Genomic DNA, 13,175 nt, shown 5'->3' on the forward strand with positions numbered 1-13,175 from the left:
CACTACTTTTAGACAATTAACCTTAATGCTTTAAGTAATTCAACCATTGCCCATGTATCTTGTTTACAATATTCAATTAAAGCATCTCTCATACGAGGAAACTCATCTTTTTTCATCAAAGGAAAGTTTGCATAAACAACAACGGCATCATTTCCATTCGATACTTCTAAATTGGAATAACTTAAATTTGGTACAAATATTGGTAAAACTTTTTTAATCGAAAAAGAACCTTGTAGATCTTCATGATAATAATTAAACCCGTCCTTCTTTTCAATACCCCATTTGTCATATAACTTATGATGTCCACCCTTAAATACATACCAAAGGTCAAACGTGTTATCCACAATACGCATTAACTTCTCGCTAAATTCTGGGAAGAATTTAGCCAGTTCTTTCATTCTAGTTTTTTCAAATGCATCATTCCATGCGATCACTAAACCATCATCTTTAATCAATTCACATAAATACTTGGTTAATGCATATCTTTGATCTGTATGATCGGTTGCTAAATAAACATAGGAATCTTTATCTTTATCACTGACACCTGGTGCATGCTCAATATGTAGATTAAATTGGAATACAGATTGGTCATATGCTTTTTCTCCTTTAAATCTTGGGAGTGGTGAACCGAAAGATTCAAAATCCAAATGATACAGTGGATATTTTAATTTGTCTAATATTTCTTTAATTCTAGGTTTATCTATATAAGGTGTTTTTGTATGTAAAACTTCATATTGAATTTGATTTTTTTCACGAGATAACCATTCATATGGAACATCCAGTGCATACTTATAACCCATCTTAATTAAATCTTCAGTCGAATGTTTTTCTCCTGTTTCATCTTTAAATCCATTATGATTACCAATATAGGTAAAGGGTGAATTCTTTTTAGGGATATCTTTATAACAGATTTCATGAAACATACACTTATGCTTACCCTTTCTAGGACAAAGTGGAAATGGTTGTATTTGCATATGATCGAGTCGATGAATGACTTCATCGACATCCATTTTAAATCGTTCTAAAAAACTTTCTGTAAGGTCTGTTACATCAATCAGAGCAATCAAGAAATTTTCTTTATCTATATCTTTTAAATAATCCGGTTCATTGTTTTTATAGACACCATCAAAAATATATTCATGATTTAAAACAGCTAAAAAGTATTTGGTTGGTTTATCAAGACTTTGACTTTGTTCAATGACATAGCGTTGATAGGTTAAGTCATATAAATATGAACCAATATCTCCTAGGCGGTTTAAAAGTTTATCTTTCTTTTCAAAGTACTTTGGAGTAATCTCTAATCCAAGTGCTTCTCTTGTCATATAAATACCCTCAGGACTACGTTCAAAGAAAGGATATTTGACTTTATCTTCTGTATACGTTAGTTCTTTAAATTTTTTAGTGGTGGTTGCTTTAGATTCAATAACTCTATAGTCTTTATTTGTTTCTTGAAATCCATCTAAGAAGCTATAAAATGTATATTCGCCTACTTTAGTTTCAAAACGTTTTTGGTTTCTGGTATCACTATCTGCAATGACTTTTGCTTTAAACTTATGTTCTGCATAAGTTGCTGCTAATGCTTCCATCTTTTTAAAGTAAGGCATCATGACTTCAAGTTTAGGGTCACTCACATTGACTAAATCTTCAATAGATACCTCATCAAACTCATCGACTGTTTCATTAAACATATCTTCAAATAAAGATTGTTTCTTAAACTCATTTTCTTCTGTAAGTAAATCACTTAAATCATCTGTAAAACTCACAGTTGCATCTTTAGAACCTAATTTATATATTTCGAATAAAGGAAAAAATCTTGGACAGTTGATTCCTTTAATAAATCTTGTTTTAGATATTTTGGATATGTTTTGGCTCAAATTAAGTACCTCCAGATCTTACAATTATTATACCTTATAATGATGGATTCATGGGTAAATGAGTATAACTTTATATAGTCAAAAATAAAAGTTCTAAAATTATAATATGCGTTATCTATAACTTATACGATAAAGAGAACTCATGGATGAAACTATTAATTAACGTTTAGAATGATCACTATATCTTAAATTAGATCAATTTATTCATATGATCTGGAATATTAATTATATTATTTTATAGCCCATTCAAGCGTCTCTGAACTTGTGGTATATAAAAAAACTACCTCGTTGAGGTAGTTTGATTCAATAGATTTTTAAATTATGCTGCTAAAAGATTCTTAATAAAGTCGGATGTTAAGAATGTATCAGGTGTTTCTACACCAAATCCACTTAAATCAGCAAGTTGTCCATCTATTGTAATTGTACTTGTAGAAAGTACTTTAACTTCAGATGATTTTTCTCTCCAAGTATAAGGATATACCTCACTTGTAGGTACAATTTGTGTACCTGTTGATGATTGTACTAAGATTGAACCACCACCAAGTATTCTAACACCAGATTTTGTTGCTTGTGCAGCAACTAAACCTGTATATACGCGGTTTAATGGATGAGACAACGTAGCTTCAACTGCTCCAAAGAAATATGCTTCTTGTAGGCTTGCTTTAGTCATAGAACCAACCAATCCTCCAACATATAACATATCCAGTTTAGTATCTTCAGTATCTTGATGTTTTGTATGTGTTACATGAATTTGTCCATTTGAAACAAGATTGGATACATTCTTATCACTACGGTAACTACCAAAGATAGACCCAATATAAATTTGACCTGTACCAAGTGATTTTTTATCTTGGTTAATTTCTACATTTACTTCTGAATCCATAAATGCGATGTTTGAAATATTAATACCTTTATCTTGTTCAATCAGTCCTACAACACCACCAATATATGTACCAGTTGTTGCAGCATCTGCACCACTATAAGTACCATTAACTCCGTTTTGGATAACGTTTAATGAAGAGTCTTTAATGGTAATATTAGAGATTGTTCCTTGTAGAGAACCACCTAATAATCCAATATATAAATTACGGTTCGTTGCAGATTGATTCAAGTTATGTTTAATTGTGACATCAGAATTTGTAATTTCAATGTTATCTAGTAAAAATTCATTATTTGAAATTTTACTGACAACAATACCTACATAGTGAATTCCAATATATGGTTTTGAAGCATTATCAATTGTGATATTATCAAACTTAATGTTTTTAATTGTAGATTTCGATGCATATCCAAAGATAGATAAGTAGGATTTATAAACATCACTTTCAGCAACTAAGTTGATGTTTTTGATGGTGTGGTTATCACCATCAAATGATCCATTAAATGGTGCACCTGAACTAAATAGTGGTGCAAATGATTCATCTTGAAAATCAAGGTCTGCTGTTAATTTATAATGTTTCTTAGAATCCATGTTGAGGAATTCTTCTTTTGTAGAAATCATTAATGGATCTTTTTCAACATCCCCTTGTTTAACTGTCTTAACTGCATCAGATTTATAATATAATTCTAAATCTGCACCAGCTTTACGACCAAGAACTCTAACTGCATAAGTTGTTTCACGATTTAAATTCTCAAAATTAATCGTACGTACACCATTTTTTGGTATTTCAATGACTTCTTCTAATCCATGACTTGCAGATTCGATTTTAATAACAAACGTTCTATGTTCTAATTCATTATCTGGGTCTCTAACCTCAACTCTAAATGATGCATCTTGCGTGTTAGCAACCACACTTGTAACATATGCTCTCGCATTGGATTTTACGGGTTGCGTACATGCAACTAAAAGTAGGGTTAATAGTAATACGGTTAATGTGATAAACCTTTTCATTGTGTAACTCCTTTAAGTAGTCTTAATGTTTGTTCGATACGTTCTGATACTTTTGTCTTACCCAGTAAAGATAAAGACACTGGTAAACTTGGTCCATGTGCCTCTCCTGTAGAAGCAATTCTTAAAGGCATAAATATACCTTTACCTTTAATACCTGTTTTAGCAACTAAATTCTTAATAGCAACTTCAATCTCTGTTGGTTGATCAAAATCAACTGTCTTTATTTCTTCTAAGAATTGAGTAAGTACTGGTTCAAAATCAAATGCTTTTATTTCTTGTTGCATTTCATCAGATATTGTGAAGGTATCATGGAAGAATGCTTCATAATATTTGACAATTTCAGCACCAAAACTTAATCGGTCTTTTAAAATCATTAATAGATTTTCAAACCATGTTTCACTAGGAATCAAAATTCCTTTTTCAACTAAAAATGGTCTGGTTAAATCTTTTAATTGATCGAGTGTAAGTTGCTTCATATATCTTGAATTAATAAATGCGAGTTTATCTTTATCAAAATAACTTGGAGCAGCACTTAATCTATGCTCATCAAAGAGTTTAATCAGTTCCTCTTTATTTAGGATTTCAGTCTCACTTTGTGGACTCCATCCTAATAAACTTAAGAAGTTTAAGACAGCCTCTGGTAAATATCCCATCTTTCTGTAGTCACTAATAAACTGAACAGTATCTGTGTCTCTCTTACTTAATTTTTTCTTGTTCTCATTGACAATAATTGTCATATGACCAAATGTTGGGTATTCCCAACCAAACGCATCATAAACCATTAATTGCTTTGGTGTATTGGTGATATGTTCCTCACCTCTAAATACATGGGTAATCTCCATAAAGTGATCATCAATAACGACTGCGAAGTTATATGTTGGAATACCATTGTCTTTTAGGATAATCCAGTCTTCAACTTCTTTAGAGTCAAAGGATAAACGACCTCTAATGACATCATCAAATGTATAGGTCACATCCTTTGGAACTTTAAAACGTACAGCATACTCTTGACTACCTTCTTTATAGTCTTTATATGCAAGTCCTTTTTCAAGTAAGATATTTGCATATTCTTTATATAAATCTAATCTTTTTAATTGGTGATAGGGTGCATATTTCCCACCAATATCAGGACCCTCATCCCAAGTCATGCCTAACCATGATAAATTCTCTAATTGTGATTTTTCACCGTCTTTAACATTTCTTAATACATCGGTATCCTCAATACGAATGATAAAATCACCCCCATGATGGCGTGCAAATAAATAATTAAATAATGCAGTTCTTGCATTACCAATGTGTAGTAATCCTGTTGGTGACGGCGCATAACGTGCTCTAAACTTTTTCATGCTATACCTCATTTCGCACGTATCATTATAAATTATTTCTTTAAAATATACAAGTTTTTAATCAATATATTATATATATTGGTGCTTTATTTTTTAAAATACGAACTAATCTTTCAAACAACGTATAAAAACCAAATCTATAAAGAAAAATGGAAGCAATAAATGCTTCCATTCTTTTGAAATTATCTCTTAGAGAATTGCGGTGCACGACGAGCTTTTTTAAGACCGTATTTTTTACGTTCTTTCGCTCTTGGGTCACGAGTAACTAAACCGGCTGGTTTTAAAGTTTTACGTAATGCTTCATCTACTTCCATTAAAGCACGTGTGATTCCTAAACGGATTGCACCTGCTTGACCTGTTAATCCACCACCGTTAACGTTAGCTGAAACATTGAATTTACCAACGTTTGCAGTTAACTCAAGTGGTTGTAACACGTCTAGGCGTGTAGCAGCTGAAGGAATGTATTCTTCAAACTTTCTACCATTGATTATAATTTCTCCCTTACCAGGAGTTAAGATAACACGAGCAACAGATGACTTTCTGCGTCCGGTACCTAAGTATTGAACTAATTCTTTAGCCATCTTATTACACCTCTAAACTTTCTGGTTGTTGTGCCTGATGCTTGTGTTCAGGACCTGCATAAACAAATAGTTTTCTTAACATATCTGCACCTAAAGTTGTATGAGGGATCATACCTTTAACAGCTTTTTCAACTAATGATGTAGGTAACTTAGCAAGTTGCTCTTTAGCAGTTGTTTCAGTTAAACCACCATTGTATCCGGAGTGCTTGTAATAGATTTTGTCATTCCATTTGTTTCCAGTGAGATTAATTTTTTCCGCGTTAATAACAATCACGTAATCACCTGTGTCTACATGTGGGGTGTAGCTTGGTTTGTGTTTGCCTCTTAAAATTGTTGCAACCTTAGTTGCTAAACGTCCTAAAGTTTTACCTTCAGCGTCTACGACATACCATTTGCGGGTAATGGTAGCCTCATTTGCCATATATGTTTTCATATTGAATTCTTTCTCCTTATAGATTTTACTTTATAAGGGCAATGTGGAAATATAAGGTTTAAAACGTACCGACACATATCTTATAATAATACTTATTATTTGTCAAGTAGAAATACCCAAATATGTGATAAAATCAAGATATAAGGATGTGATGATGATGAAAGTATTAAATACCGTGATTCAAACCAAAAGTATCTCACTTAAAAACAATCATTTAAGTGGCAATTTTAAGATGGATCCGATGTATACCAAACAGATTGAAAAGACGGATGATAAAACCTATGTGCTCACATTAGGTTTTAACGCAGTAAATACCCCTGATAAGCCATTTCCTATAGATATTAGTTGCCATCTACAGGCTATTTTTACCTTTGATGATCAAGCAACAGAATTAGAAATAGAGAACTTCTTACAGATACCTGCAGTTCAAATTATTTACCCTCATTTAAGAAGTTTAGTATCCAGTATTACAGCAAGTGCCTATCTACAACCGATGCTACTTCCTTTAGTGGATGCTAGAGTATTTGTCAATATTTAAGGCCTTAAAAAAAAGCCCCGATGGATTTAAATATTTCCATTGGGGCATTTTTTATTTTATAGAGATTGATCCTAAAGACTTTCTAAAATTACAGCTGTTCCAGACATTGAAATATGAATACCACCATTTTGAGTTTGTGTTGTTTCAATATCCATCCCGATAATTGCATTCGCTCCAATTGCGAGTGCTTTTCTTATAAAGCGACGTTTTACTTCGTTTTTAACGTCTTCTATGCGATTTGATATTGCATCCAGTCTTTCCCCTGAAAAACCTTTAAATATGTCACCAAAGCTTTGGAAAGTTGTGTCCATACTTACACCAAAAATATTTTCTTCAAAAATTACATCGATATATTTTACGACTCTAAACCCATCTACTGAAGGTGTGGTTGTAATAATAAATTCAGCCATTACTTATACCCCTTTTATTTTCTATATCTATATTGTATCAAATACTTTAGATAACTTATGGTTTTTTATTAAATTAAATCTATCCAAAATCTTAAATAAAAAGCATCTAAACCAAACGGTTTAAATGCCTCATAAAAATTCAGGTATTTAATTATGCAATGGTCTTTTTCTTAAAGTTACCAAAGACTTGTTTAACAGGCATTATGGTAATAAAGGCTTTAGGGTCAACTTCATTAACCATTTGATGTAAACTTGTCAGTTCATAACTAGATATAACAACTTTAATTAACGTTTTATCTTTTCTTGTATATCCACCTTGAACATTAATCAATGTCACACCACGGTAAATTTTAACTAAAATATCTGAAATAATATCATTTGGATTATCTGTAATGATTTCAACCAAAATAAACTGATATGCTGTATGTAAACGGTCGGTCATAATGGTTGTAATTACAATACGCAATATCGTATAACTAATAACGATACCTGCTGCTGCAAATACTTGATCTACACCAGATAATACACCTCTATCAATTAAGTCAGGAGCTGTAATGATACCACCTAATAATGCAATACCAATATTCATGACCATGGAAATAAATCCAACACTCTTACCCTTCTTAAGTGATAAGTACTGAGCAATAATATCAAGTCCCCCTGTTGAGGTACCATATTTTAATGCACCACCCACACCAATACCAATTAAGATACCACCTAGAATGGTTGCTGTTAAGGCTTGTGATTCTGTATCCAGTCCTAAAGAAATTTTAGGAATGAACCCAAGCATGGTTGCTTGAATTAATACAGAGATTAAGGAGTATATAACAAACTTCTTAGAAACACCAAACCAACCAATTAGCATAATAGGCACGTTTGCTAAAATAACAAATAAACTTAAAAATAGACCCTCAAAACTTGAAATATCCCACAGAAGTGTATATTTCATAAAGTCTCTAATTAATTGTGCAAGTCCTGGTATACCACCGGTATACATCGGAATAACACTTGATTCTAAAAACCATGTGACACCAAATCCATAGATCATCGTAAAGAAAATCACTGCGAATGTTCTAATGACTTCTGGTTTTATTTTTTTTACAAACGTATCTGATGTTAAATAAGCCTTAATTTTATTCATAATTACCCTATTATTTCTTTTATCTTTTTCTCAAAATCATAGCGCTCAAAGAGCACTTCTGCGATACCTAATTCTTGTTCTTGGTATACACCAAATATTTTAACACTTTCTAGTGTTTGATCAGAAATATTTAACTGATTAAAAATCTTTTCTGCAGTTTTAGGTATAAATGCTTTTAAATAAACTGCTAGAATACGAATTGTTTCAACTAAACTATATAAAACATGACTGAGTGTTTCTTCATTTTTGTTCTTAAATAAATTCCAAGGCTCTGATAAATCAATATATTTATTCGCAGCTCTTGCAACATTCATTAATTCTTCTAATGCATCACCCACTCTTAAATTATCCATGAGATTTGTTACTTTATCATAGAGTTCTAAAGACTTTTCTTTTAAACTATATTCAAATGGTTCTTCTATTTGAACTTTTTTAACAAGTCCATTTTGATACTTTTTAACCATACCAATGGTTCTATTGACTAAATTACCTAACGTGTTTGCTAAATCAGAATTATTTCTTTCAATCATCAATTCATAAGTGATATTACCATCTTGTCCATAAGGGATTTCATGTAATACATAATATCTTAAAGCGTCCACTCCAAAATGTTGAACAAGCTTGTCGGTATAAAGTGTATTACCAACAGATTTACTCATCTTATTTTTATCTACTAAGACCCAAGGATGTCCAAAAATCTTTTTAGGTAATGGAAGTCCTAGAGACATTAAAATCATTGGCCAGTAGATGACATGGAATCTCATGATATCTTTTCCGATTAGATGTAAATCTGCAGGCCAAAACTTTTCCATTGAAGATGTGTTTATTCCTGGTTTGTAGCCTAATCCAGTAATATAATTGGATAATGCATCAATCCATACATAAATAACATGGTCTGGATTAGATTTTACATTAATCCCCCATTTAAATGAGGTTCTAGAAACACTTAAATCCGGTAGTTTTTCTGATAAAAAGTTATTAAGTACTTCATTTCTTCTAGATTCTGGTTCTATAAATTCTGGGTGGTCTTGGATATGTTTGATTAATCTATCTTGATATTTACTCAATCTAAAGAAATATGTATCCTCACTCATCCAAACAGGAATATCACCACTTGGCCCCTTACCATCAACAATTTCTGTTTTGGTTAAGAATGCCTCATCCGCAATAGAATACCATCCTTCATATTTTCCTAAATAGATATCATCGTTTTTAAGTAATATATCAAAGATCTCTTGTACACTTTCTTTGTGGAAAGTATCGGTTGTTCTAACAAACTTATCGTAAGATACATCCACTAAATCAAAGATACGTTTGATTTCTGATGCAATCATATCTACATAGTCTTTAGGTGGTAAATCTTGATTTTTTGCATTATTCTCGATTTTTTGACCATGTTCATCGGTTCCGGTTTGAAAGTATACATCATAACCTTGCATACGTTTATACCTTGCAATCGCGTCTGCTAAAATAATTTCATAGACGTTTCCGATGTGAGGAATTGCTGATGCATATGCAATTGCTGTTGAAATATAATATCTTTTATCGCTCATGTCTTAATTCTCCTTTTTCCATAAAAAAATCCTTAAACTAAAAATTAGTCTAAGGACGAAATTTTAATTCCGCGGTACCACCTTAGTTCTAGTCAATAAACTAGCACTTGACATCTTTAACGCAGACCAACGATTTATTCTACCTATCGAATAAATTACTTAGAAAGCCATCGGTATTGTATATATATCTTTTCGCACCCAACAAAGACTCTCTTTATATAGTGACAATACTAAATCTTTTTACGTATGATTTAATTACATAACATATTATAATATATTTTTGAAAATAAAACTATATTTCTTTACTTAATTTTAATTAACTTATAAATCACAGATTTATGAACGTTTAATGACTTAGCTGTTTCTTTGATTGCTTCTTTTTCATCCATTCCATCTTCTATAAAGGATTGATACAGTGTCAATGGATCTTCAATATTTACTTCTTCCTTAGCACCATCAATTATTAAAACATACTCCCCTCTATGATCAAGTATTTCACTTGTAAACTCACTTAATAAACCATGGTAGTGTGTTTCATGAAGTTTAGTTATTTCACGTAATACCGTAACCAGTCTATCCCCCAGTATCGATTCAATGAGTTTAAGTGTTTCTAATACTCGGTTTGGAGATTCATAAAGCAAAAATGGATTTTTATTCTTTTTAAATGCTTTTAAAGTTTCAATTTGAAGTGATTTTTTTCTAGGTAAAAAACCAATAAATGTAAACTGTGATTGATATAATCCAGATACAACAAGTGCAGAAAGTAGTGCACTTGCTCCAGGGATACTCACCACATTGACATCTAAGTTTAAAAGCGATGTTACTAAAATACTACCTGGGTCTGATAAAAGTGGTGTTCCTGCATCAGAGACTAATGCGATGTTTAAACCCTTACTTAATTTGTCTTGAATTAAGTTAAGTTTTTCAACTTCACTAAATTTTTGATAACTCATCAATGTATTTTTAATATCGAAATGATTTAATAGCTTAGAGGTGACCCTTGTGTCCTCACAAAGTATTAAATCCACTTTTTTTAATGTCTCTACTGCTCTAAATGTGAAATCATCTAAATTCCCAATTGGAGTACTTACAATATAGAGTGTTGGAAAATCATTATGAAAGACTTGTTTGATTTTCATTTTTTATAACTCCTTCCTTGGTAAATAGAAAGCATTTCATCACTGTATTGATTCAGTTCTTTATATTGAATTAAAGGTGGCATAACTGTTAAGTGATAAGAACCTTTATATCTTGCTTCTATTAAGACTTGATTGGGTTCATGCGAAAGTGATGGATGAACAAATCTCATACGTTTAATGGTAAAGTCATTCTCATTTAAATGCTTCATAATATCTTCTAAGCGGTCTGCCTTATGTATCATGAAGAATAAACCACCATGTTTAATATTTCGTCTCACTGCAAGAATTAAAGATTCTAAATTTAAATAAAGTTCATGTTTAGCAATTTGCATATCTAAATCATCACTCTGTTTAGTCTTATCATTTACTTTAAAAAATGGTGGATTAGAAACAATGATATCTGCAAGTTTATGATGTTTAAATACGTTTAAATCTTCTAATACAACATGAACCCTTGCATCTAATTGGTTCATGTTGATATTGTATATAGCTTTTTGATATCTGGATTCTTGTATTTCAACACCTAATAGTTCACCTTCATATTTTTGAGATAAATATAGCATTACAGCTGCATTTCCGGTTCCAAAATCCATGATGAGTTTTGTTCCTTTAGGAATTCTTGTAAAATCACTTAAAAGGATGGTATCTAAATTAAATGCTTTACCGTATTCTGAATAAATATCTAGTTTTGTTCCTAATAAATCTCTTTTTGTCATGAGTTAAGTAATCTTCTCAGTTCAATACCAAGCGTTTGGAGTTGCAGTGTGATATTGACTGGTAATCTAAGTGTTTTAAGGGTTGTTTGAATATGTTGAATCATTTTTTCTGCTTTTTTTAGTGAAATTTTTGGAATCAGTGGTAATAAAACATCCTTCATATATTCAAATTGAACTTTTTGGTTCATATGAATATGGATAATATCTAGTATCATATATGAAAACATTTCTAGACAAAAACTTATATAGTTTTTTTGACCGGCAAGTGTTTGACCCAAAGACATTAAAACTTGAGGTAAGTAATCTTGTTCTACTGAAATATGTTTCATTAATAACTGAATATATTCAACAGATTGAATAAAATTTTGGTCATTTGCAAGTAACATAGCCTCATCGATATCTTTAGTTAAATAACTTAGATATAAAGCATCTTTTAAATCCACTAATCGTTCTGTTAATGATTCTATAAAAACGGATTTATTGTCATCATGAATCATGATGACTTGAGATCTAGACCTGATGGTTGGAAGTATTTGATTTAAATCATCGGTTAGTAAAAATCCCACCATTAAATCACTTTTAGGTTCTTCTAAAAATTTAAGTAGGGAATTAGCTGCAGAAAGACTCATCGTCTCAGCACCTTCAATGACATAAACTCTCGGTCCATCCACTAAAGATGTTTTAGAAAATTCTTGTTGTAAATCAAGAATTTGGTCTTTTTTAATGCTTAAACCTTCTTTTGACATATAAATATAGTTAGGATGGTTTAAGCTTTCTAATTGATGTTTTAACTCCGGATATGCTTTATGAGACTCAAATATTAAATATGCAAGTTCTGAAACGATTTTCGTTTTTGTCACACCTAAAGAACCTGTTAAAAGATAAAGGTGTGATAGACGATTTCTTTTAATTGTTTCTTTAAATTGTGTGATGATTTCATTCATATGCGCTTTAATATTTCTCCTAAAATGTGTTGATATATCTCATCAATCGTACGGTTACCTTCAATAACGATAAATCGATTGGCATAAATTTTTGAAAGTTCTAAATAGCCACTTCTTACCTTTTCATGAAAGGTTTTTGTTTCTAAATCAAGTCGGTCAGTTTTATGTCCTCTATTTTGATGTACTCTAGCCATTCCTACCTGTGGGTCTAAATCAATATAAAACGTCATATCCGGCATATAACTTAGTGCATATTGGTTCACGGATTTTACAAATTCTAAACCTAAATCTCTACCAAATGCTTGATATGCAAATGATGAATCTATATACCTGTCACATAAAATGATTTTATCTAAATTTGGAATAATCACCTCATCTAAGTGTTGTGCTCTACTTGCTGCAAATAATAATGCTTCTGTATGAGGTTTGATCGATTGATTATTATTATCCAGTAAGATATTTCTAATCTTTTCTGCAATAACGGAACCTCCCGGTTCTCTTGTTGTTACAACTTCTTTACCCAATAATAATAATTCTTTTTTCAGCTTTTCTATTAAAGTAGTTTTTCCACTACCTTCTCCACCTTCAAATGTGATCAACATATGTTTT

At 31.4% G+C, this 13,175-nt stretch carries 13 protein-coding genes and 1 other annotated feature; of the genes, 1 reads left to right on the forward strand and 12 read right to left on the reverse strand.

Going from position 1 to position 13,175, the window contains the following annotated elements:
- Positions 1-8 precede the first annotated feature (8 nt).
- The 5 genes from B5X49_RS03700 to rplM form a co-directional block, all read right to left on the reverse strand.
- The gene (locus B5X49_RS03700; RefSeq protein WP_052670132.1) at positions 9-1,874 is read right to left on the reverse strand and encodes a DUF2779 domain-containing protein; all 1,866 of its coding nucleotides are present in this window, start codon (positions 1,872-1,874) and stop codon (positions 9-11) included.
- A gap of 319 nt (positions 1,875-2,193) precedes the next feature.
- Positions 2,194-3,765: a glycoside hydrolase family 28 protein gene (locus B5X49_RS03705; protein ID WP_045749807.1), complete on the reverse strand. Its 1,572-nt coding sequence runs from the start codon at positions 3,763-3,765 to the stop codon at positions 2,194-2,196.
- On the reverse strand, positions 3,762-5,111 hold the full coding sequence (gene gltX / locus B5X49_RS03710) for a glutamate--tRNA ligase (RefSeq protein ID WP_045749808.1): 1,350 nt from the start codon (positions 5,109-5,111) through the stop codon (positions 3,762-3,764). The genes B5X49_RS03705 and gltX overlap by 4 nt, the downstream gene beginning before the upstream one ends.
- Positions 5,112-5,293: 182 nt before the next feature.
- Positions 5,294-5,692 carry a 30S ribosomal protein S9 gene (gene rpsI / locus B5X49_RS03715; protein ID WP_045749809.1) on the reverse strand — a complete coding sequence of 133 codons (399 nt, stop codon included), beginning with the start codon at positions 5,690-5,692 and terminating at the stop codon, positions 5,294-5,296.
- A 4-nt stretch (positions 5,693-5,696) separates the two neighbouring features.
- Complete coding sequence (rplM, locus tag B5X49_RS03720; RefSeq protein WP_045749810.1) at positions 5,697-6,125, reverse strand: 50S ribosomal protein L13; 429 nt, start codon at positions 6,123-6,125, stop codon at positions 5,697-5,699.
- Between the two features lie 157 nt (positions 6,126-6,282).
- Here rplM and B5X49_RS03725 point away from each other — a divergent pair, with 157 nt between their 5' ends.
- Positions 6,283-6,663 carry a protein-export chaperone SecB gene (locus tag B5X49_RS03725; protein ID WP_159444483.1) on the forward strand — a complete coding sequence of 127 codons (381 nt, stop codon included), beginning with the start codon at positions 6,283-6,285 and terminating at the stop codon, positions 6,661-6,663.
- A gap of 71 nt (positions 6,664-6,734) precedes the next feature.
- On the opposite strand, the gene B5X49_RS03730 is transcribed toward B5X49_RS03725, so the two are convergent.
- The 7 genes from B5X49_RS03730 to tmk form a co-directional block, all read right to left on the reverse strand.
- Positions 6,735-7,073 carry a YbjQ family protein gene (locus B5X49_RS03730; protein ID WP_045749812.1) on the reverse strand — a complete coding sequence of 113 codons (339 nt, stop codon included), beginning with the start codon at positions 7,071-7,073 and terminating at the stop codon, positions 6,735-6,737.
- 151 nt (positions 7,074-7,224) lie between these two features.
- Entirely contained in the window at positions 7,225-8,214 is a 990-nt protein-coding gene (locus B5X49_RS03735) for a YitT family protein (RefSeq protein WP_045749813.1), read from the reverse strand.
- A gap of 2 nt (positions 8,215-8,216) precedes the next feature.
- Entirely contained in the window at positions 8,217-9,767 is a 1,551-nt protein-coding gene (gene metG, locus B5X49_RS03740) for a methionine--tRNA ligase (protein ID WP_045749814.1), read from the reverse strand.
- Positions 9,768-9,815: 48 nt separating this feature from the next.
- Positions 9,816-10,019, reverse strand: a binding site (T-box leader).
- 50 nt (positions 10,020-10,069) lie between these two features.
- The gene (gene rsmI / locus B5X49_RS03745) at positions 10,070-10,906 is read right to left on the reverse strand and encodes a 16S rRNA (cytidine(1402)-2'-O)-methyltransferase (protein WP_045749815.1); all 837 of its coding nucleotides are present in this window, start codon (positions 10,904-10,906) and stop codon (positions 10,070-10,072) included.
- Complete coding sequence (locus B5X49_RS03750) at positions 10,903-11,622, reverse strand: tRNA1(Val) (adenine(37)-N6)-methyltransferase (protein ID WP_045749816.1); 720 nt, start codon at positions 11,620-11,622, stop codon at positions 10,903-10,905. Before B5X49_RS03750 ends, rsmI begins: the two co-directional genes overlap by 4 nt.
- Positions 11,619-12,566, reverse strand: a complete 948-nt coding sequence (locus B5X49_RS03755; protein WP_045749817.1) for a hypothetical protein — start codon at positions 12,564-12,566, stop codon at positions 11,619-11,621. Before B5X49_RS03755 ends, B5X49_RS03750 begins: the two co-directional genes overlap by 4 nt.
- Positions 12,563-13,168 carry a dTMP kinase gene (gene tmk / locus B5X49_RS03760; protein WP_045749818.1) on the reverse strand — a complete coding sequence of 202 codons (606 nt, stop codon included), beginning with the start codon at positions 13,166-13,168 and terminating at the stop codon, positions 12,563-12,565. Before tmk ends, B5X49_RS03755 begins: the two co-directional genes overlap by 4 nt.
- Positions 13,169-13,175: the final 7 nt, after the last annotated feature.

This window comes from Acholeplasma oculi, assembly GCF_900166985.1.
GTDB lineage: Bacteria > Bacillota_I > Bacilli_A > Acholeplasmatales > Acholeplasmataceae > Acholeplasma > Acholeplasma oculi.

Coding starts and splice junctions, on each gene's coding strand:
- B5X49_RS03750 (WP_045749816.1), bottom strand. CDS start 11,622: ATGACAAAAAGAGATTTATTAGGAACAAAACTAGATATTTATTCAGAA.
- B5X49_RS03725 (WP_159444483.1), top strand. CDS start 6,283: ATGAAAGTATTAAATACCGTGATTCAAACCAAAAGTATCTCACTTAAA.
- tmk (WP_045749818.1), bottom strand. CDS start 13,168: ATGTTGATCACATTTGAAGGTGGAGAAGGTAGTGGAAAAACTACTTTA.
- B5X49_RS03705 (WP_045749807.1), bottom strand. CDS start 3,765: ATGAAAAGGTTTATCACATTAACCGTATTACTATTAACCCTACTTTTA.
- rplM (WP_045749810.1), bottom strand. CDS start 6,125: ATGAAAACATATATGGCAAATGAGGCTACCATTACCCGCAAATGGTAT.
- B5X49_RS03735 (WP_045749813.1), bottom strand. CDS start 8,214: ATGAATAAAATTAAGGCTTATTTAACATCAGATACGTTTGTAAAAAAA.
- B5X49_RS03755 (WP_045749817.1), bottom strand. CDS start 12,566: ATGAATGAAATCATCACACAATTTAAAGAAACAATTAAAAGAAATCGT.
- rsmI (WP_045749815.1), bottom strand. CDS start 10,906: ATGAAAATCAAACAAGTCTTTCATAATGATTTTCCAACACTCTATATT.
- rpsI (WP_045749809.1), bottom strand. CDS start 5,692: ATGGCTAAAGAATTAGTTCAATACTTAGGTACCGGACGCAGAAAGTCA.
- metG (WP_045749814.1), bottom strand. CDS start 9,767: ATGAGCGATAAAAGATATTATATTTCAACAGCAATTGCATATGCATCA.
- B5X49_RS03730 (WP_045749812.1), bottom strand. CDS start 7,073: ATGGCTGAATTTATTATTACAACCACACCTTCAGTAGATGGGTTTAGA.
- gltX (WP_045749808.1), bottom strand. CDS start 5,111: ATGAAAAAGTTTAGAGCACGTTATGCGCCGTCACCAACAGGATTACTA.